Origin of the sequence: Mesobacillus subterraneus (assembly GCF_020524355.2) — a bacterium.
GTDB classification, from domain to species: domain Bacteria; phylum Bacillota; class Bacilli; order Bacillales; family Cytobacillaceae; genus Mesobacillus; species Mesobacillus subterraneus_C.
The window spans coordinates 14,280-35,446 of sequence record NZ_CP129019.1; the positions used below are offsets into that span (position 1 = coordinate 14,280).

Below are 21,167 nucleotides of genomic sequence, written 5' to 3' on the forward strand. Positions count from 1 at the left end.
CTACCCGTTATCCATGGAGGCACTCGGCTATGCTGTGGGATACGGGATACAAACCTATACTCCTTAGACACTTCGGTTGTCAATGGTGTGGCGTGAGGGTGGGTTAGATGCCTAATTTTTTCTTAATAAAGAATGTTCAATGTTAACTGACTCTAATAATCAGGAACATTAGAATAAAAAAAGTTATAAATTCTTAATAGATATCTAATGAAAGTACATGTCAAAAGAACATGGGTTTCCATTAGATATTTATTTTTGCCAGTCAGCCTTTAACAAAGGAAAGTGTTAATTATGAAAAGGGGGAATACGATGAGCTATCATAAACGATTGCTAGCTTTAGCCGGTCTTGACTCGTTGATTGTGTTATCAGCAATTTACCTAAGTTACATACCACTTCATCCATCACTTGAAACCTTCAGCTACGAGAATCTTTTTTTAAGTGGGATTGTCCTGGTCAGCAGCTATCATTTATTCGCTTCACTCATGCAGCTATATAATAAAGCATGGGAGTATGCCAGTATCGGTGAACTGGTGAGCATTTTTCGGGCCGTGACTCTTGCGGTCCTGACAGTGGCTTTGTTTCAATTCGCAGTTGGACTGCCAACATATGGACGGGCACTATTTAGTGTGTGGTCACTTCTGTTGTTGATGATTGGCGGCTCACGCTTTGTATGGAGGATATATAGAGACAGATATATCAAGCCTGACCATGATACGAAACGAGTATTAATAGTCGGTGCTGGACAAGCTGGATCATTGCTGGCAAGGCAATTAAAGAACAACCCGGAGCTGGGGATGGTAACAATAGCTTTTATCGATGATGACCTGCGGAAATACAAGCTGCATATTTTGGGCGTTCCAGTAGCAGGAACATCCCAGGACATTGTAGTCACTGTAGAAAAATATAAAATTGATAAAATCGTCATTGCTATTCCATCTTTAAAAAGAGAGGAACTTAATCGTATCTTTGAAGAATGTGCGAAAACAAATATTAAGACACAGATCATGCCGAAGATCGAAGACGTCATGCTTGGAAAGGTATCCGTCAGCCAGTTCCGCGATGTGGAAGTAGAGGACCTACTTGGGCGTGAACCTATCAAGTTAGATATTGAAGGGATCTCGGAATATGTTACTGGTAAAACAGTTTTAGTGACGGGAGCTGGTGGATCGATAGGTTCAGAAATCTGTCGCCAAATCTGCCGCTTTAACCCTAAAAAGCTAGTGCTTGTAGGACATGGAGAGAACAGTATCTATACCATTGATATGGAACTGAGAAATCAATATGGAAAAGTGATCGAGATTATTCCCGTGATTGGAGATGTCCAGGACCGCGACCGAATGTTCGAGGTAATGGAAGAACATCAACCGAATGTGGTCTATCATGCTGCTGCTCATAAGCATGTGCCATTGATGGAGTACAACCCTAGAGAAGCAGTAAAGAATAATGTATTTGGAACGAAAAACGTCGCTGAAGCAGCAGACACCTTTAATGTTGAAACGTTTGTACTAGTATCGACAGACAAAGCGGTCAATCCAACGAACGTAATGGGGTCAACGAAGCGAATAGCTGAGATGATTATTCAGCAATTAGATCAGCATAGCAAGACGAAATTTGTAGCCGTACGGTTCGGGAATGTACTTGGCAGCCGTGGAAGTGTCATCCCATTATTTAAAAAGCAAATCCAGGCTGGTGGTCCGGTTACGGTTACGCATCCTGATATGACAAGATACTTTATGACAATCCCTGAAGCATCACGACTCGTCATCCAGGCAGGGTCACTTGCCCGCGGCGGGGAGATATTTGTTCTTGATATGGGCGAGCCTGTGAGAATCACAGACCTGACCAAAAATCTGATTAGATTGTCAGGGTATACAATAGAAGAAATAGGAATCAAGTACTCAGGATTGAGACCTGGGGAGAAGATGTTTGAAGAGTTGTTGAATGAAAAAGAGATTCATCCAGAGCCTATTTTCCCAAAAATTTTTATAGGAAAGGCCGTTTTGGATCAGGGAGAAGAAGTCACATATTTACTGGAACGGTTTGAGAACTTTACTTCACCAGAGTTAAAAGAGTATGTCATTAATTTGGCTAATCGTAAAAAGAATATGAGATTATTATTAGCAAAGTAATAGTTTTTATTGTAACTTCTTGTATTTTTTTATTTATATTTTCAAAGGAAGGTTTTATAAATTACTAATGTAAAGGTGAGGAAGATTTAATGACCAAAACTCAAGAAAGAAGCATCTCATTTTCACCTCCAGATATATCTCAAGAAGAAATAGAAGAAGTTATAAAATCATTAAAATCTGGCTGGATAACTACAGGGCCTAAAACAAAAGAATTTGAAAGTAAAATAGCTGAATACATTGGGGTTAATAGAGCCGTCTGCCTTAATTCAGCAACTGCAGCAATGGAGTTAACTCTCAGAATATTAGGGATTGGCCCTGGTGATGAGGTAATAACATCTGCTTATACCTACACAGCATCGGCTTCTATTATTGAGCATGTTGGAGCGAAAATAGTACTTGTTGACACTGCTCACAATTCATATGAAATGGATTATGCAAAGTTGTCAGAGGCTATTACAGAGAAGACTAAAGCAATTATTCCTGTTGATATTGCAGGTAAAATCTGTGATTACGATAAAATACATGAGATAGTAGAGAGCAAAAAGTCGCTTTTTCAAGCTAATAATGCGTTGCAATGGACATTTAACCGAGTAATTATTATGGCAGATGCGGCACATGCATTTGGTGCTAGTAGAAATGGGCAGAAATGCGGACAAATAGCTGATTTTACATGCTTTTCATTCCACGCTGTGAAAAATTTAACTACTGCTGAAGGTGGGGCAGTTGTTTGGAGAAATGATTTAGGATTAGATGATGACTGGATTTATAAACAGTATATGTTGTACAGTCTCCACGGTCAGTCTAAGGACGCATTAGCCAAGACACAAATAGGTGCATGGGAATACGACATTGTATATCCAGCGTATAAGTGTAATATGACTGATATTATGTCCTCTATTGGGTTAGTGCAGTTAAAAAGATATGATACATTTGTTAACCGCCGAAAAGAGATTATAGAGAAATATGATAATGGTTTACTACCTATAGGCATTGAGAGCTTACCACATTTTGGTGATAATTATGCTTCTTCTGGTCACCTTTATTTTACTAGAATACCAGGAATAGAGGAACCAGAAAGAAATGAAATCATTAAAAGATTGGCTAAGGTGGGTATAGCAAGTAATGTACATTATAAGCCTTTGCCTTTGTTTACCGCTTATAAGAATTTAGGCTTCGACATTTCTAATTATCCAAATGCCTATAATATGTATAAAAATGAGATAACACTTCCATTGCATACTCTCTTGGTTGATGAGGATGTAGAATATATCATTAAAAATTATAAAAAAATAATTACAGAAGTATACAAGTAGGGTGAAGTATGTATAATAGTATCTTTAAAAGAGTAATTGATTTATTTTTTGCATTTTTAGTCTTGCCATTTTGGTTTATCTTACTATGTGGTATAGCGCCGCTAATCTATCTTCAAGATAAAGGGCCAATCTTTTATAACTCCCCAAGGTTAGGCAAAGATGGAAAGATATTTAAGATGTATAAGTTTCGGTCGATGAAAGTGAATGCACCTGATATTAGGAATGAAGATGGATCAACTTTTAATGCTGAAAGTGACCCTCGTTTGACTAATATAGGAAGATTAATCCGTAAAACTAGTATAGATGAGACACCACAATTACTAAATATTATAAAAGGCGATATGAGTTTTATTGGACCCAGACCAGATTTGCCAGAACATAAGGAGTTTTATAAAGGAACAGAGGAAAGAAAGTTAGAGGTTCGACCAGGTGTAACAGGATATAACCAAGCGTATTTTCGCAATACGATACCTTGGAAAGAAAGAATTCAGAATGATATTTACTATATTGATAATCAATCTTTTTATTTAGATTTTAAAATTATATTTAAGACAATTGAATCTGTATTAAAACAAGAAGATGTATATATAAATAGTCATACAACTGAAGAAAAATAGGAGTTTTCTTATGACAGTAAATAATATTAAAATTAAAGAAGCTTTCGATTTTAATGTTCTAAAGTGGGATACAGAATTCTTTGGTGTGAAAAGTGGTAAAGCAGTATTAAACAAAGAACTTACTACAACTGAATGGAATGAACTCTTATCTAAATGTAAAAACTATCAGTTTATTTCTATTGTTAACTTGTTTTCTGAACCTAAAAATGCGCAGACAATAGGGTTAAATACGTCAGCTTTTTTAGCGGATACTAATATACAATTCGAGAAAAAAGTAAATGGACCAAAAAATATACCGGGTAATGTTACGATTCATCAATCGTTACCACGAGATGAGCGAATCCTAGAAATGGCTAATTTTGAGTATTCAAAGTTTATTGAAGATGAAAAGTTAGCTAAAAGAGGTGGTTCACAGGTTTACTATGAATGGATAAGTAATTCTTTCAATAATCCTGAAAAGTACTTTGCATTGTATAGAAGTGAAAACAATTATCTTAATGGATTTGTTTTGTTTTCTTTTAATCAAAATGAGTGTGTCATAGAACTTATAGCTGTATCAAATACAAATAAAAGTAAAGGAATAGGTACAGCTTTATTTAGTACAGTAGAATTTGAAGCAGAGCGACGAGGAATAAACGTAATTCAGGTTGGAACGCAAATAAGGAATTTAGAGGCTATAAATTTTTATCATAAAGTTGGTTGTCAACAGATTGGGTGTCATCAGGTTTACCATCTATGGAAGGAAAAGAGTTAATGAAGAGGATTATTGTTATTAATCATTATGGGGTAACTCCTAACATGCCAGGACCATCGAAAAACTATGAAATGGCTAAATTTTTTGCTGGTAAATATAATTGTAATTCAGAGTTTTGGATATGTGGTTATAGTCACTACATTGGTAAGATGGATAAAAGCATAGGGAAGTTTAATCTGCAAGCCAGAGAACAAATTGATGATTTTTCTGTTATTAGAATAAAAAGTACCCCATATAAAAAAAACCCCTTCTTAAGGCAGTTAAATATCACCGTTTTCGATCTAATATCTTCAGTTAAGATATTGTTCTCAAAGGATATTGATTACATTGTAATAACGATTCCCCCTGTAACTATATTTAGTGTTTTAGCTGCAAAATTAAGAAGGATCAAATTAATTGCAGACGTAGAAGACTTATGGCTGTTATTTTTAGAAGATATGGGTATGAGAAACAAACTAGCAATAAAATATATGAATTTCTCTGCTGATTATCTTTATAAGTCGGCTGATGGCATAGCGGCTGTTTCTAAAGGGATGCTCAATTTTGTCAAACAAAAAGTAAACAAAAAACCTCTATGGATTTCTCCACTAGGAGTAAACACTAAAGATTATTTTAATAAAACACCGGATTATTCATTAATAGAGAGTAAAGAATGGAAAGATGATTTTAAAATAATGTATTTGGGAGTTCACGGAAAAGCCAATGATCTTTATTCGGTTTTGAATACAATTAGTTCATTTAATAAGAACTTCAAAAATAAGTTAACAAAAAAGGTTTCCTTCGTATTTATAGGAGATGGAGAAGAAAAGGCAAATTTAATCAACTTGGCAAAACAATTGGATTTAGGAAATGTATACTTCGAGGATCCAGTTCCTGGTAAGCTTGTTCCAGATTTTCTAATTCATGCTGATATATGCTTAACAAATTTGATGAAAATTGAAAGTTTCAAGCTTGTAAGGCCAAATAAGTTATTTCAATATATGGCTCTAGGAAAACCGATAATTTCAGGTATTTGGGGAGAATTTCAAGAAATTATAGAAGAGGTAGGATCGGGTAGTTATATCGATTTTACCAAATATGACGAGGCAAGTCATATGATATACGAACTATGCTCAGATGCAGAGTTACTAGAAACTATGGGCACCAAAGGAATAGAATATATTAAACATTATGGAGATAGAGAAAAGATATTCTCCAATTTCTATAATCATTTAATTGAAGATGTAAAATAGTAAGCCTAACTGGCAGTTTGCCAATAGTTTGTTCAGTTAAGGAGATAAAATGATAGGAATTATCTATGTTGGTTCAATTAATCGTTGTCCTTATTTAAAAAATTATACAAGTTCTCTTGATGAACTCTCAATTGAATATGAAATTATTTCATGGGATAGGTCTACTAACAGCCAACATGAAGTAACTGGGTTAAATGCTAAAAACCATCATGTATTTGAATTTCAGTCAATTGAGCTAAGACATCCTATTTTTAAAATTTCTGATTTTTCCCGTTTTGGCAAATTTGTTAATAAAATTATTCGCGATAAACAATATGAAAAATTAGTTTTATTATCAACAATGTCAGGTGTAGTAGTTTTGAGAGAGCTTTTGAAAAATTACAAGAACAAATATATTTTTGATTATCGGGATGCTAGTTTTGAAAATATTAAACCCTTCAAATGGATCCTAAATAAAATAGTGAAGTATTCTGCATTTACAAGCATTTCTTCCAAGGGTTTCCTGAATATACTACCTAGCGATGGTAAATATGTAATGGCGCATAATTGTTCAAGTTTTGAAACACTAACTAGAGAAAAAGTTCGTAAGAATAACAAAGTTACCATTGGTTATATAGGTGGTTTAAGAGAATCGGATTATATGAAATTACTTATAGATATTTTCGGGAATGACAATCGCTTCCAATTTGTTATACATGGTGGGGGAGAAAATCTTAAAGAGTTAGTTGATTACTCTAATGATTTAAATAATGTTCATTTTACCGGAGAATATTTAGAAAAGGACAAAAAGGATTTAGTGAAGGAAATAGATATTATTTGTTACAATTACCCACAGTCATTTGTTAATAATTTTGCCTTAGCAAATAAGTATTATGATGGCTTGCTATATAGAAAGCCATTATTAGGAAATATTAATACCTATTCTGGTAAATTAATTGTTGAAAACAATATAGGTATAAGCCTGGATTTTGATGATAAAGAATACAAAGAAAAGATTTACAATTACTTTGTGGAGTATGATGTTCAGGTATTTGAAAAACAATGCGATTTATTACTTGAGGAAGTAAAGAAGGAGAATATTAATTATAAGGATAAGATCAAAGAGTTCTTTATTAGTTAGAGACTCTTGATATAAAGGTTCTTAAGTCAAAAAAATTCTAAAAGTAGAAAGGTACAAAATGAAAGTATTATTTATTTGTTTATTTCCTATAGAAGCTAATAATTCTGCAATGATGAGAAATTTAGCCTTAGTAAATGGGTTATTATCTAATGGTTGTAAAGTAGACTTTGTTACGATTCCTGCTAGCAAAAATGTACAAGTTGTAACGGATAGTGGACACCTAGAGAATCTTAATATCATTAAATTAAAGGGAAATGATTTATATAACTCTGTCATTTCTATAAAAAATAAAAAGGCCAATTTTCTTAAGGACTTTACTATATCAGCAATTCGCAAAGTATACCATAAATTTTCGATTTTTGATTATACATTAAAGATCGCGAAGAATATTAAATTAAGTCAATTAAACCAAAAGGAATATGACTTAGTAATATCTTCTTCCGACCCAAAAACTTCTCATATTGCTGCTGCGAATTTAATAAGACAGGGATTAATATATAAAAAGTGGATTCAATATTGGGGAGATCCAATGGCAATGGATATAACAAACAATAGTATATATCCCCAATATTATTTACGTAAAATTGAACAGAAATTATTAAATGAAGCCGATCATATTATCTATGTATCTCCCCTGACGTATGAAGCTCAAAAAGAGGCGTTTCCTAAACTTGCGCAAAAGATGATTTTTGAACCGATTCCTTTTAAAGATAAGAAAGTTTATCCTGAAGTGAAAAAAAATAAGTTCCTTATAGGTTATTTTGGTGCATATATGAAAATTTCTAGAAACTTAGAACCTCTATATAATACATGTAATAGTCTAACACATGATATTGATTTAATATTGATGGGAGAAACGGATTGCGAGTTTTCGGAAAAAGAAAACATAGCTGTTTTCCCGCGAGGTGATGCTTCAGAATATGAATCAAAAGCCGATCTCCTAGTATGTGTATTAAACAAAAGTGGAACTCAAATACCAGGGAAAATATATCATTACGCTGCTACAAATAAACCGATTCTAATTATATTGGACGGTGAAAATAAAGAAATAATCAAGGAATATCTATTTCCTTACAATAGGTATATTTTTTGTAATAATAATGAAGAAGAAATACAGCGAACAATTAAAGAGATAATCAAAGGTCCAATTCAGTTTCATCCTTGCGAAGCTTTTAATTCAAGTGAAATTGCAAAAAGAGTATTAGAGCTTTAACAATAATTATTAAGTGATTACCTTAATAGGCTTAAAAACTACTTACTTGTAAATAATTTAGGAATAATTAAGGTAGCCGATTTAAAGAGGCGATTAATTTGCATCTAGGATTTTTAATTATATATATATGTTTATTTTTTTGTTTTATTTATTTCTTAAGATCGAATTATGAAAAAACTAATATTAGCGGTGCTTACGCAGGAATAACTTTTGGTTTTCTTTTATACTATGCACTTATTCCAATATTACTAATTATATTGGAAGGTAAGTTTTTAATGGCTAATAACTTTGGGCCTTTAGTAAAGTATGTTTACCAGAAAGATGATGTGAGTATCGCTGTTTCAATTATTGTAATAACTTTTGGTTTCTTTGCTTTTCATCTTGGATATGTTTTTAGTTCTAAATATAAACTAAGGATTTCAAATTTTCAGAAAAGAAAAATTAAATATAAAATCCATAGTATTAATTCTCTTAAAATATTTACTATTATTGGATATGGTACCTTTCTGATAGGAGGAATATCTTTCTTAATACTTATTAATTCCTTGGGAGGGATTTTAAATGCATTAACAATAGGAGAAAAATTTAGGGGATTTGGAGAAACTGCACTATCAGATTTTGTAGGCGTAAATACAGCATTGTTATTTATTCCTTCAAGGTTAATAACAGTTACACCAATCATTTTCTATTTTTTATTAATAAATAGAAAAAATAAAATGGATAAAATTGTATTTTCCTTATCTTTTCCGTTTGCGATCTTGTTCTTTTTATTTAATGCTGGAAGAGCTCCTTTGATAATTTATCTCCTGGCATTTTTATATATTTTTCTGAAAAGATACACTAAAAAGGTATGGATAAAAATATTTGCCTTAGGTATAATTTCCTTGCCATTATTAGATGTACTTGATAAATTCTTTATTTTTCTTTCCACAAACCAATGGTATGAAATTAAAGTGAATTATCTATCATATATATATCAGTTTACCCATCCTTTTAAAAGTGTAGTAAATTTGAGGGGGATAGTGACAATAGAAGATTATTATTTTGGAAGTAGTGTTTTTCGCGATATTTTTAGTATTCTCCCCAAAATTAATTTTGATCCTTTATTTTTTGAGGTTTCTGAGTACTTTTATGGGACTAACTGGAGTTCAATTGGTGGAGTCCCTACCGACTTATTAACGTACGGATATTTCCAAATGGGTATACCTGGGGTTATCAGTTTATTGCTAATGGTAGGCTATTTAACTGGAAAGATAGATAAAACACTCTTGTTACTTCCTCAAAACAAAAGTAGAGATTTTATCTCAGTTGTAATGGCTACGAATATTTCTGGTGTGATACCATCTGCGGATTTATCTTCTTTATTAAGAGGAAATGTAATGTTAATTAGTATCTCTATTATTTTATTTTTAACATATAAGCAGCAAAATAAAAATAAATAATATATCACTTGTATTTATAGCAAGAATTAAAAGGAATTATGAAAATAAAATAATTAAACTTTGAACTAGACCATTAAAAATTTTATTTTTCCCGAAGAAAACTGGTCAAGGAGTTTTGTATGAAACACTTTCATTTTGTAGGTACTGAGAAATTTACAGAGCCATATATAAAGTTTATTAATCTTAATTTTAATGGAAAAGAGCACGGATTTCATTGTGTGGAATCAAATACACCAAATTATATGAAAGAAAGTTTTGGGAACTTTTTTAAATATAGAAATGTATGGAATAAAAGTCTTATAAGGCAGCTATATAGAGCAGATAAAGTTTATATTCATGGACTGTTTGATTTCAGAATTATTGCTTTGTTTTTTTTTCAGCCTTGGTTATTGCAAAAGTGCCATTGGATCATCTGGGGCGCTGATTTGTATACCTATAGACAGTCAAGAAAAAATATGAAATCAAAAATAAAAGAGGCTATAAGGGCTTTTATAATAAAAAGATTTGGTAATATTGTTACTTTAGTGAAAGGGGATTATAAATTAGTTCAAAAGTGGTATCGAACCAACGCGAATTATTATCATGGAGCCTATATTAATCCGATATCACAAAGTTATTTAGACTCTCTACCACAAATAAGTGAAAAATCTGATGATGTATTTATTATTCAAATTGGTAATTCTGCTGACATAGCAAATAAGCATATTGAGGCATTAAGAAAAATTGTGAAATTCCGCGATGAGAATATTCAAATATTTGTGCCCTTGTCATACGGAGATAAGACCTATCAAGAACAGGTAATAAGAGAAGGGAAAAAACTATTTGGACATAAATTTAAAGCATTAACTGAATTTTTACCTCCAGAAGAATATAGTGCTTATTTAAATGAAATAGACATAGCAATTTTTAACAATGATAGACAACAGGCGTTAGGAAATATTTACGCGCTTCTTTATTTAAATAAAAAAGTCTATATTAGATCGGACACAGCGATGTGGGAACATTTTAAAGAAAAGTTTGACATCGATATGAATGACTTTTTATCAGTTGACAATATAAATTTTGATGATTTTACGAAAAGAGCAAATAATGATTTGAAAATAAAAATCAGTAAGGTTTTTGATAAAGACTATCTTGTAGATATATGGAAAGTAATATTTGAAGGGAGAAATAATAAGTGAAGAAAATTTTAATATATGGGGCAAGTGGTTTTGCAAAAGAAGTAGCTCATCTGATTGAAGACATAAATAATAATATGAGCGAGTGGGAAATTATTGGATTTGTGGATGATTTTATTACAGACCGTAATATTAATATAAATGGATATCCGCTCACGACTGTAGAGCAAGCTTTAAAAGATAACGAAACATTAGCAATTGCTATTGGGGTTGGTTCACCAAAAGCTAAGCAGATAATATTGGATAAGCTCTCTACTTATGAAAACATCTATTTCCCGAATTTAATTCACCCTAAAACACGTATCTCCTCTACCAATCAAATAGGAAAAGGAATTATTATCTGTGAAGGTAGTATATTAACAACAAATATTATTCTTAAAGATTTCGTTACTCTTAATTTGAATTGTACAATTGGGCATGATACTGAAATAAAGGAGTTTACAACTATATTGCCTAATGCATCAATCTCGGGAAATATTATTATTAACAAAGGTGTAGATATTGGAACTAATGCGACAATTATAGAAAAACTTGAAATAGGTGAGAATTCTATAATAGGAGCAGGTTCTGTAGTTGTTAGAGACATTCCAGATAATTGTACAGCTGTTGGCATTCCTGCGAAACCGATAAAATTTCATAATCGCGCTATAGAAGGATAGGGGGTTATATTTCATGAAAAAAATCATGGTTAGTAAACCCGCATTACCTCCAATAAGTGAATATACTGATTTACTAGAAGTGATATGGAATAATAATCATTTAACAAACAGTGGACCGTTACATCAGGATTTTGAAATTTTGTTAAAGGGATATTTAAAAGCAGAAGAGGTTTGTTTATTTACTAATGGTCATCTTGCTCTTGAAGCTGCACTACAAGTTTTGAATTTAACGGGAGAAGTGATTACAACTCCATTCACCTTTGCTTCTACTGCTCATGCTATAACTAGATCCGGTCTCAAACCGGTTTTTTGTGATATTGACCCTGAAACTTATAACATAGATGTTAGCAAGCTAGAGGATCTTATTTCAGACAATACATCTGCAATATTGGCGGTACACGTGTTTGGTACTCCTTGTGATATAGAGGGTATTGAAAAGATTGCAAGAAAATATAATTTAAAAGTGATATACGATGCTGCTCACGCTTTTGGAGTAACTTTTAAAGGAAGATCAATATCTTCTTATGGTGATATATCCATGTTTAGCTTTCACGCTACAAAAGTGTTTCATTCTATAGAGGGCGGGGCATTAGTCTTTAATGATAAAAGTTTAAAGCGTAATTTAGAGAAATTAAAGAATTTTGGTATTGAAAATGAAGAAGTAGTGGATATGGTTGGATTTAATGCCAAGATGAATGAATTTCAAGCTGCAATGGGTATTTTAAATTTAAAGAATATTGACGAAACTATATCTAAAAGAAGAGAGATTGTGTCGCATTATAATAGTAAGTTAGAATCAATATTAGAAATAACAGTATTAAAACCCACTGACCATACCGAAACAAATTATTCTTATTATCCAATTCTGTTAAGAAGCAATAAAGTTAAGGGTTTTAGAAATAAAGTATACACACTTATGAAGGAGAAAAATATTTTTACACGGAAATACTTCTATCCATTGTGTACAGATTTCGAGTGTTATAAATCTTATCATGTAAATGTCCCTATTGCAGAAGATATTGCTAGTTCTGTTTTAGTCTTACCGTTATATGATAGTTTATCTATAGAAGAGGTAGACTACATTTGTGACTCTATTAAGGAATCTATAACGTCAATGAATGGTGAATCGTTAAATTAAATTTTTATCTTACCTCTTCGAGAAGTGCACCTTCCCTCGAGGAGGTAAAATTGTTTAGGATTACAAATGAAAAGTTAGACATATTATTTTTATAATTTTTTTTATATTAGGTGGATGAATTGACTAATAATAATTTATTAAAGAAATTTTTTACATTTTTTTATGGTAGTGGTATTGGTTTATTAATTGGATTAGTTACGACATTTATCTCAACCAGATTGTTACCACCAGAAGATTTTGGAAAAGCGTCTATGTTTACTCTCAGTGTTAACTTATTAATGATTTTTATTTTATTTGGAACAGATCAAGCATTTGTTCGTTTTTTTTATGAAGAAAATAAAGAACTTCGTCCAAGGCTTTTACTAAACACAATGAGAATACCTACAATGCTATTTTTGTTGATATTTTCTATCATTTTTATTTTTAGAGATCAAATTATGATTTTAATACTTAATGAAAATGATTTAAAAGTTCTCGCAGTGTTAATTTCAAGCATTGCTTTCCAATTTCTATATCGTTTTGCTTTGCTTGTAATACGTATGCAGCAGAAGGGACATTTATATTCTTCACTAGAAATACTAAATAAAAGTCTCAATTTAATTTTGTTAGTAATTTTATATTATATAATTGGACCCAGGTATCAAATAATTATTTATTCTATAGGAATAACTTTAATAGTAGTTACGATAGTTGCTATTAGGATTGAAAAAGAATTTTGGAAACCAAGTTCTATAATAACCGCGAAAACTCGTCATTCGCAAAGTGATATTTTCAAGTTTAGCTATCCGTTATTACTTACGACATTAATTACTTGGCTGTTTGAATCGTTTGACAAAATCGCATTACGTCAATGGACTGATTTCGAGGAGTTGGGATTATATTCCGCAGCGTTTAAAATAGTCGCATTGTTGAATGTAGTCCAAGCTTCATTTTCAACTTTCTGGTCGCCTGTTTGTTATGAACATTTTGAGAAACATCCTGATGATCAGGAATTTTTTTCGATGACGAGTAAAATAATCGGTTTAATTATGTTTACTATAGGGGTTTTGAGTATTTTATTCAAAGATGTAATTGTAATGCTTTTAGGAACTGATTATAAACAAGCAGCCACAATAATGCCATTCTTAATTTTTATGCCAATGATGTACACTTTGTCAGAAACAACAGTGATAGGTATTAATTTCTTCAAAAAAACAAAATATCATATTTTAATTGCTGGTATCTCTGGTCTAATAAACATATTGGGGAATATAGCGTTAGTTCCTTTATATGGTGCAGAGGGAGCAGCCCTTTCTACGGGGATTTCTTTCATTATATTTTTTTTAATGAGAACACATATTTCAAAAAAGTATTACCCTGTCAAATATGGGCTAAAAAGGGTTTATCTATTAATTGGTCTTATCTTTGGCTATGCCCTAATAAATATGTTTTGGCCATACCATTTATTTACCTATCTAACTGGGGCATTAATAATAATATTTATATTAATGTTATATATAAAAGAGCTAAAGTTCATTTCTCGCATTATAATTAAAAATAGAAAGGTGTAAAGTGATGAAGGGAATAATACTAGCAGGGGGTTCTGGAACTAGACTTTATCCATTGACAAAAGCAGTGTCTAAGCAGATGCTCCCTGTATATGATAAGCCGATGATTTATTATCCGTTATCGGTTTTAATGCTTGCAGGTATAAAGGAAATTTTAATTATATCTACTCCAAGAGACATTGAGGCATTTGAAGAGCTTTTGGGAGACGGTAGTAAACTTGGTATTAAATTTGTATATGTAGTACAAGAAGAGCCAGGAGGTTTAGCTGAAGCATTTATCCTCGGAGAAGAGTTTATTGGGGATTCTCCTGTAGCATTAGTACTAGGAGACAATATTTTTTATGGTTCAAATTTTGGAAATAGAGTTCAAGAAGCTGCTTCTCTAACGAGTGGGGGTATTATCTTTGGTTGTTATGTAAAAGACCCACGAGCTTATGGTGTTGTAGAAGTTGATAATGAAAGAAATGCAATTTCAATAGAAGAAAAACCTGAAAATCCTAAATCGTCTCTTGCTGTACCTGGGTTGTATTTCTTTGATAATAATGTAGTTGAAATTGCCAAAATAGTAGAACCATCGACACGTGGTGAGAAGGAAATAACTTCAGTGATTGATGCATATTTGCACGAAGGAAATTTAAAAGTGGAAGTAATGGGCCGTGGGCTCGCATGGCTAGATACCGGTACTCATGAATCGTTACTAAATGCTTCAAATTTCGTGGAAGCTATTCAAAAACGACAAGGGTTATACATCGCATGTATTGAAGAAATTGCTTATCGAAGAGGGTATATTACAAAAGAACAATTAATTAAACTTGCACAACCTCTTTTGAAAACAGAATATGGGAAGTACCTATTGGATGTGGCAAAACAACCAATAGAAAAACAGGTAAAGTAAAATAATTTAAAAAGGTGAAATGAATGAAAAGAAAAAAAATTCTAGTCACTGGTGGAGCGGGGTTCATCGGTGGTAATTTTGTGCAATATATGGTAAAAAAATACCCTCACTATTATATTTATAATCTTGACTTATTAACATATGCTGGAGATTTAACCAAACATCGTGCAATCGAAAAAAACGATAATTATTGTTTTATTAAGGCTGATATTGCAGATAGAGAATTCATAATGTCTTTTTTTGAAAAAGAAAAATTTGATTATGTAATTCACTTTGCTGCTGAGAGTCATGTGGACCGTTCAATAACAAATCCGAGTATTTTTGTTACTACAAATGTTTTAGGAACGCAGGTGCTCTTAGATGCATCAAAGGAAATAGGAATCACTAAATTTATACATGTTTCAACAGACGAAGTGTATGGAGAGCTTGATTTTAATCCTAAAACATTTTTTACTGAAGAAACTCCGATACAGCCAAATAGTCCTTACAGTGCAAGTAAAGCATCATCAGATTTGTTAGTACGTGCATACCATGAAACTTTTGGATTGCCGATTAACATAACACGTTGCTCAAATAATTACGGACCTTTTCATTTCCCAGAGAAGCTAATCCCTCTAACAATTTCTCGTGTGCTAAATGATCAAAAGATTCCTGTATACGGTGACGGTAAAAATGTTCGGGATTGGTTACATGTCGCTGATCACTGTTCAGCAATTGATTTGGTCCTCCATGATGGTGTAAATGGGGAAGTATACAATGTTGGAGGACATAATGAGCGCACAAATTTAGAAGTTGTGAAAACGATTATTAGCATTCTTGGGAAATCGGATACTTTAATAGAATTTGTAACAGATCGACTAGGTCATGATAAACGTTATGCTATTGATCCAACAAAATTACAAAAATTAGGCTGGAATCCGACATACACATTTGAAACAGGCATTACACAGACAATAAAATGGTATCTTGAAAACCAAGCTTGGTGGGAACAGATTATTAGCGGTGAGTACAAAACTTATATAGAAAGTCAATATTCTTTTGAGTTGTAATTATATCGGATGGTCAGAAAGGAAGTTATGACTTGTCATTTATTAATATAATAGGTTTAGGATACATTGGTTTACCTACAGCACTCATGTTTGCAAAAAGTGGGCTTAAGGTAGTAGGTACAGATAAAAACTCTAATTTAGTAGATTCGTTAAAAAGTGGAAAGCTTACTTTTGAAGAAGAAGGATTAGAAGAGCTTTTTAATGAAGCTCTTACAAATGGAATTGAATTTTCAACGGAGTATAAGAAGACACATACTTATATTATTGCAGTTCCAACACCTTATCTTAAAGGTAGTAAAAAACTTGATCCAAAGTATGTTATTTCAGCAGTAAATAGTGTTTTGGATATCTGTGAAAAAGGAGCAGTAATTATAATTGAGTCAACAGTTTCTCCTGGAACAATAGATAAATACATTAGACCTGAAATAGAAAAAAGAGGCTATGTTATTGGCGAGGATGTAAATTTATTACATGCCCCTGAAAGAATTATTCCGGGGAATATGATTTATGAGCTTGAGCATAATTCAAGAACAATAGGTGCAGATAACTATGAAGTTGGGGAGAAAGTTAAAGCGCTATATTCAAACTTTTGTAAAGCCGAAATTGTTGTAACGGATATAAGATCGGCAGAAATGTCTAAGGTTGTAGAGAATACTTATCGAGACATTAATATTGCATTTGCTAATGAATTAGCTAAAATTTGTCGTACAGATAATATGGATGTATACGAGATTATTAAAATTGCCAATAAGCATCCGCGAGTAAATATATTACAACCTGGTCCAGGTGTTGGTGGACATTGTATTTCTGTTGATCCGTGGTTCTTGGTAGGAGACTATCCAGATCTGACTAATCTTATCTTAACAGCAAGGAAAATAAATGATTCTATGCCAAGACACGTGCTAGGACGAATAAGAGATATCATGAGAGAGCATAATATTAAAGAAATAACGAAAGTTGGACTATATGGATTAACATACAAAGAAAATGTGGATGACATAAGAGAAAGTCCTACATTCCAATTATTAGAAAGAATGGATGAACACTTAGCCTTTGGAGTAAAAGTATTTGATCCTTATGTTAAGGAAAGGATTGTAGATCATCAGTTTATGAATTTTGAAGACTTCTTAAATGAGATAGAAATCCTTGTTGTTATGGTTGGGCATGATCATATCAAAAGCAATATGGATATCATTAAAGGCAAGCTTATTCTTGATACAAAAAACATCTGTGCATTTGAAGGAACTTATAAATTATAAAATAAAGTTGGTAGATATTTATGAAGAAAAAAATAATGGTTGTTTTCGGAACTAGACCAGAAGCAATTAAAATGTGTCCTTTAGTCAAAGAACTTAGAACAAGAGAAGAACTTGATACAGTGGTTTGTGTAACAGGTCAGCATCGAGAAATGTTAACTCAAGTTTTAGATGCATTCAGTGTAGTCCCAGATTATAACTTATCAATAATGAAAGAAAAACAGACACTTTTTGATGTGACGATAAGTATATTAGAGAAAATGAAAGCTGTACTTGAAGAAGTTAAACCGGATGTGGTTCTAGTTCATGGAGACACTTCTACTACTTTCGTGACGTCTTTAGCTTGCTTCTACTTGCAAATTCCTGTTGGGCACGTAGAAGCAGGTCTTAGAACCTATAATATTTTTTCTCCTTATCCAGAAGAATTTAATCGTCAAGCTGTTGGTCTTGTAGCAAAATATAATTTTGCCCCAACGGAGATGTCTAAAGAAAACCTATTAAAAGAGGGGAAAGATTTATCATCTATTTATGTTACGGGGAATACTGCTATCGATGCGCTAAATACCACAGTTAAAGATGATTACACACATGAACAGATAGAATGGGCATCAGATAGCCGGCTTATAATGATTACCGCCCATAGAAGAGAAAATCTGGGAGAACCGATGAGGAATATGTTTAAAGCAATCAAAAGAATCGTGGATGAATTCCCTGATATTAAAGCAGTATATCCTATCCATATGAACCCTTTTGTGAGAGAAGCTGCTAATGACATACTAGGAAATAATAGTAGAGTAAGAATTATTGAGCCATTAGATGTATTAGATTTTCACAATTTCCTTTCAAGATCTTATTTAATACTAACAGATAGTGGAGGCATTCAAGAAGAAGCTCCTAGCTTAGGAAAGCCTGTTCTAGTTATGCGCGATACCACTGAACGTCCTGAAGGTATTGCGGCTGGCACTCTTAAATTGGTAGGAACAGATGAAGAAAATATCTATAAAAACTTCAAATTACTTTTAGAAGATAAGCAAGAGTATGACAAAATGAGTAAAGCAAGTAATCCATATGGTGATGGATTTGCAAGTAAGAGGATTGCTGATGTATTAGAAGGGAAGAATGCGGGTATTTTTTATGCTTAGTCAAGCACTACCTAATATTAATTTAGTTTAATAAAACCTTACTTCTATAATGTTGTTCTTAATTCTTAGGGATCCAACAAGCTGAGAGATGTTTTTATTTTAACGATAGGAACGGATCTAGCGTGTATTCAGGAGTCGAAATAGGTTGCTGATAGTCAGGTTGTCCTAGATTTAACGAGATTATTTGTCCTTTGTTGTCGACCCATCTATGTGTTTGGTCTACGGTTGAAGTGCTTTTGGTTTACTCTTTCCATCAAATTGATTCCAGAGAGGGAAATGACGTTCACAATGTCCAGAACTTTATGGTGGATTGTATTGAAACTAACAGAATCAATAAAGGGGAAGCAGTCTAATTGCTTCCCCAAATAACTATACAGTCAACTAAATACGTATTATTTTTCTTAGATAGAACCTTCTTCAAGTGTTCTTTAACAATTGTACATCTAGCTGGAAATGAATTACCCTTCATTTTACATGGGTAAATGTTAATTAAAGTTTTATAAAACCGTAACAAAAAAGACGGCTTTGATCCCGTCCTTTGTAATAATATAGTGATTCTAAAGTGAATAAGCCATTAAAGAGCTTACCTCCTAGCAAATAAGCTGAAAAAAGCAACATTATTAGCAGTCTCGCTTCTCTTAGAGTCAATTCCTGTATTTGCTGAATTGTGCGTATCTCACTAATATGATCTTGATGTTTCAACTCTTGCTCATATAAGTTGATACATTCCTTTAAAGTGTCTGCACGTTAGTTCAGTAAGTAGTTTTCGAATTGCACAATAGTGCTTGGATAACAATACTATGAGACACAGGGACGGTTCTTAAAGTGGACAATCGGAAGTTTTGCCCCAAAAAAGGCACAATAATTGGTGTTAACTGCTCATCGTGCCTTTTGATTTTAGGTTCTTCCTCCAAACGCAAAATTTTTGATTGCCGGAGAAGAATGAAGTCGCGGTTTTGTCCTATGGGGTTTCAATATTTCGATTTCCCTCAAAAGTAGGTTTTAAGAGAAGATCCTGAGATGAAATCATTGAGTGTATGGTCTTTTGAAGTGAAATGAATATAGTTTCCCCCTCCCCACTGAAGAGGCTTTTTAAAAAGGTATTCAATTAGTCCCATCTAAGGTATGTCTCCAGGAACCGCTAACTGTAAAAGGGCTGTTCGGCAGCCAGGGCATTGCCTGACATCCTTTTTTAAGATAATCGATACAATCTCCAAAACACTCAATCCATCAAACTGTGGTTTGTATCTTGGACTTCTTGTCAGTTTTCGGCATAGCGTAAGTCTGTTTTTTTTATTCCGGTTTGCAAGTATGCCATAATGTCTGATTTCACGAATCCCTTCGGGAGTACATGCATCAGGAATCTACGAATGAACTCGATTTTAGTCAAGGTGACTGTTTTTTTTCTTATTTTGATTACAGCCAAGAGATTTTACCACCCTTGCCATCTTTTTTACCACTGTTCGCCAAGGAATTTACCATGCTACTGAGTATTGCGGACAGATTGAGCCATCAGTGCGGAGATTTGAGCCACTATTAGCGGTCAACTGAGCCATTAAGTGCGGGGTGAGAGCCACTCTTATTAATGTAGCTAATAATATAAACAACCACTGGAACTTCACTCGCTCCAATGGTTGTTTATATTATTATTTGAATCTCTTATCTCTCAATTCCTGATCAATAATCTCAATAGCCCAACGAACTAATTCATCCTGATCTATATCCTCTTCTTCGTTCCAAATGCAGGAGGGTAATAGCTTGGAATGTCAACACTAAACTACACAGATTTTTTAAGGTGTCCAAGTTTGTATTCAACTGGGCTTAAATAGCCTAGGGTTCCGTGAATTCGAATATGGTTGAACCAATGAACGTAGTCATTTAATTCTCTCGTTAACTCTTCTAAACTTGTAAAATGCCTTCCTCTGACAAACTCTGTCTTAATGATCTTAAATGTCGCTTCAGCTACTGCGTTATCATAAGGGCAGCCTTTTTAACTTAAGGATCTCTTAATTTCAAAGGTCTTAAGTGCTTCATCTATCAGCTTGTTCTTAAACTCACTGCCACGATCTGTATGAAAATATTCGATTTTCCTCAAGTCCTTTTTAATGGACGCAAAAGCCCGATAGACCAATGCCGCATCTTTGTTTGTCCCTGTACATTATAGCCATTGATTTATACCACGCTTGCCATGTTTTTGGACCACTCCTGACAAGTTATTGTTCCACCTCTGCCATGTGCAGGACCACCCTTCTATATAATTGAGATGCACCTGCTGGTGCGCATCAATTCTATAGGAGGTTTTTTTGTGATCAAATACCGGGAAATCCTGAGGCTTCACGCCCAGGGAATTAGTCAACGGGGCATTGCCTCAAGTACCTCAAATTCTAGAACTACTATAAGGGAGGTTGTGAAAAGAGCTGAAGAATGTAACGTAGATTGACCATTAGAAGAAAACATGACTGATCAAGCTTTACAAGACCTA

Annotated in this window: 16 protein-coding genes and 2 pseudogenes; 16 read left to right on the forward strand and 2 right to left on the reverse strand. The window is 33.1% G+C overall.

From position 1 onward, the window contains the following. Positions 1-309 precede the first annotated feature (309 nt). The 16 genes from LC048_RS00070 to wecB all read left to right on the forward strand — a co-directional run bounded on the left by LC048_RS00070 (position 310) and on the right by wecB (position 18,685). Positions 310-2,130: a polysaccharide biosynthesis protein gene (locus LC048_RS00070; protein WP_306049102.1), complete on the forward strand. Its 1,821-nt coding sequence runs from the start codon at positions 310-312 to the stop codon at positions 2,128-2,130. A gap of 89 nt (positions 2,131-2,219) precedes the next feature. Then, positions 2,220-3,443, forward strand: a complete 1,224-nt coding sequence (locus LC048_RS00075) for a DegT/DnrJ/EryC1/StrS family aminotransferase (protein ID WP_226604843.1) — start codon at positions 2,220-2,222, stop codon at positions 3,441-3,443. Between the two features lie 8 nt (positions 3,444-3,451). Beyond that, positions 3,452-4,060 carry a sugar transferase gene (locus tag LC048_RS00080; protein WP_226604840.1) on the forward strand — a complete coding sequence of 203 codons (609 nt, stop codon included), beginning with the start codon at positions 3,452-3,454 and terminating at the stop codon, positions 4,058-4,060. 10 nt (positions 4,061-4,070) lie between these two features. Continuing rightward, positions 4,071-4,814: a GNAT family N-acetyltransferase gene (locus LC048_RS00085; protein WP_226604838.1), complete on the forward strand. Its 744-nt coding sequence runs from the start codon at positions 4,071-4,073 to the stop codon at positions 4,812-4,814. Continuing rightward, positions 4,796-6,046 carry a glycosyltransferase family 4 protein gene (locus LC048_RS00090; RefSeq protein ID WP_306049105.1) on the forward strand — a complete coding sequence of 417 codons (1,251 nt, stop codon included), beginning with the start codon at positions 4,796-4,798 and terminating at the stop codon, positions 6,044-6,046. The genes LC048_RS00085 and LC048_RS00090 overlap by 19 nt, the downstream gene beginning before the upstream one ends. Positions 6,047-6,095: 49 nt before the next feature. Then, positions 6,096-7,166 (forward strand): glycosyltransferase family protein, encoded by a 1,071-nt coding sequence (locus LC048_RS00095; RefSeq protein ID WP_226604823.1) that lies wholly within the window; start codon positions 6,096-6,098, stop codon positions 7,164-7,166. A 58-nt stretch (positions 7,167-7,224) separates the two neighbouring features. Next, positions 7,225-8,379: a glycosyltransferase family protein gene (locus LC048_RS00100; RefSeq protein WP_226604820.1), complete on the forward strand. Its 1,155-nt coding sequence runs from the start codon at positions 7,225-7,227 to the stop codon at positions 8,377-8,379. 98 nt (positions 8,380-8,477) lie between these two features. After that, positions 8,478-9,821: an O-antigen polymerase gene (locus LC048_RS00105; RefSeq protein ID WP_226604817.1), complete on the forward strand. Its 1,344-nt coding sequence runs from the start codon at positions 8,478-8,480 to the stop codon at positions 9,819-9,821. Positions 9,822-9,940: 119 nt separating this feature from the next. Next, the gene (locus LC048_RS00110; RefSeq protein WP_226604815.1) at positions 9,941-11,002 is read left to right on the forward strand and encodes a TDP-N-acetylfucosamine:lipid II N-acetylfucosaminyltransferase family protein; all 1,062 of its coding nucleotides are present in this window, start codon (positions 9,941-9,943) and stop codon (positions 11,000-11,002) included. After that, complete coding sequence (locus LC048_RS00115; protein WP_226604812.1) at positions 10,999-11,658, forward strand: acetyltransferase; 660 nt, start codon at positions 10,999-11,001, stop codon at positions 11,656-11,658. The genes LC048_RS00110 and LC048_RS00115 overlap by 4 nt, the downstream gene beginning before the upstream one ends. 13 nt (positions 11,659-11,671) lie before the next feature. Further along, complete coding sequence (locus LC048_RS00120) at positions 11,672-12,796, forward strand: DegT/DnrJ/EryC1/StrS family aminotransferase (RefSeq protein ID WP_226604809.1); 1,125 nt, start codon at positions 11,672-11,674, stop codon at positions 12,794-12,796. A gap of 119 nt (positions 12,797-12,915) precedes the next feature. Continuing rightward, positions 12,916-14,346 carry a lipopolysaccharide biosynthesis protein gene (locus tag LC048_RS00125; RefSeq protein ID WP_226604807.1) on the forward strand — a complete coding sequence of 477 codons (1,431 nt, stop codon included), beginning with the start codon at positions 12,916-12,918 and terminating at the stop codon, positions 14,344-14,346. A gap of 4 nt (positions 14,347-14,350) precedes the next feature. Then, positions 14,351-15,238 (forward strand): glucose-1-phosphate thymidylyltransferase RfbA, encoded by an 888-nt coding sequence (gene rfbA, locus LC048_RS00130; protein WP_226604804.1) that lies wholly within the window; start codon positions 14,351-14,353, stop codon positions 15,236-15,238. Between the two features lie 23 nt (positions 15,239-15,261). Further along, the gene (gene rfbB / locus LC048_RS00135) at positions 15,262-16,287 is read left to right on the forward strand and encodes a dTDP-glucose 4,6-dehydratase (RefSeq protein ID WP_226604801.1); all 1,026 of its coding nucleotides are present in this window, start codon (positions 15,262-15,264) and stop codon (positions 16,285-16,287) included. Between the two features lie 32 nt (positions 16,288-16,319). Beyond that, complete coding sequence (locus tag LC048_RS00140; protein WP_226604799.1) at positions 16,320-17,546, forward strand: nucleotide sugar dehydrogenase; 1,227 nt, start codon at positions 16,320-16,322, stop codon at positions 17,544-17,546. A gap of 20 nt (positions 17,547-17,566) precedes the next feature. After that, positions 17,567-18,685: a non-hydrolyzing UDP-N-acetylglucosamine 2-epimerase gene (gene wecB, locus LC048_RS00145; RefSeq protein WP_226604796.1), complete on the forward strand. Its 1,119-nt coding sequence runs from the start codon at positions 17,567-17,569 to the stop codon at positions 18,683-18,685. Positions 18,686-19,803: 1,118 nt separating this feature from the next. Here wecB and LC048_RS25245 read toward each other — a convergent pair. Both LC048_RS25245 and LC048_RS00155 read right to left on the reverse strand, forming a co-directional pair. After that, a pseudogene (locus LC048_RS25245) lies at positions 19,804-20,093 on the reverse strand (transposase); the annotation flags it as partial. A 369-nt stretch (positions 20,094-20,462) separates the two neighbouring features. Next, positions 20,463-20,837, reverse strand: a pseudogene (locus LC048_RS00155) (IS3 family transposase); the annotation flags it as partial. Between the last annotated feature and the right edge of the window lie 330 nt (positions 20,838-21,167).

What these genes read in the sequence shown, in the direction of transcription:
- LC048_RS00070 (WP_306049102.1), top strand. Translation starts at nt 310, where the DNA reads ATGAGCTATCATAAACGATTGCTAGCTTTAGCCGGTCTTGACTCGTTG.
- LC048_RS00120 (WP_226604809.1), top strand. Translation starts at nt 11,672, where the DNA reads ATGAAAAAAATCATGGTTAGTAAACCCGCATTACCTCCAATAAGTGAA.
- wecB (WP_226604796.1), top strand. Translation starts at nt 17,567, where the DNA reads ATGAAGAAAAAAATAATGGTTGTTTTCGGAACTAGACCAGAAGCAATT.
- LC048_RS00100 (WP_226604820.1), top strand. Translation starts at nt 7,225, where the DNA reads ATGAAAGTATTATTTATTTGTTTATTTCCTATAGAAGCTAATAATTCT.
- LC048_RS00085 (WP_226604838.1), top strand. Translation starts at nt 4,071, where the DNA reads ATGACAGTAAATAATATTAAAATTAAAGAAGCTTTCGATTTTAATGTT.
- LC048_RS00075 (WP_226604843.1), top strand. Translation starts at nt 2,220, where the DNA reads ATGACCAAAACTCAAGAAAGAAGCATCTCATTTTCACCTCCAGATATA.
- rfbA (WP_226604804.1), top strand. Translation starts at nt 14,351, where the DNA reads ATGAAGGGAATAATACTAGCAGGGGGTTCTGGAACTAGACTTTATCCA.
- LC048_RS00090 (WP_306049105.1), top strand. Translation starts at nt 4,796, where the DNA reads ATGGAAGGAAAAGAGTTAATGAAGAGGATTATTGTTATTAATCATTAT.
- LC048_RS00080 (WP_226604840.1), top strand. Translation starts at nt 3,452, where the DNA reads ATGTATAATAGTATCTTTAAAAGAGTAATTGATTTATTTTTTGCATTT.
- rfbB (WP_226604801.1), top strand. Translation starts at nt 15,262, where the DNA reads ATGAAAAGAAAAAAAATTCTAGTCACTGGTGGAGCGGGGTTCATCGGT.
- LC048_RS00110 (WP_226604815.1), top strand. Translation starts at nt 9,941, where the DNA reads ATGAAACACTTTCATTTTGTAGGTACTGAGAAATTTACAGAGCCATAT.
- LC048_RS00095 (WP_226604823.1), top strand. Translation starts at nt 6,096, where the DNA reads ATGATAGGAATTATCTATGTTGGTTCAATTAATCGTTGTCCTTATTTA.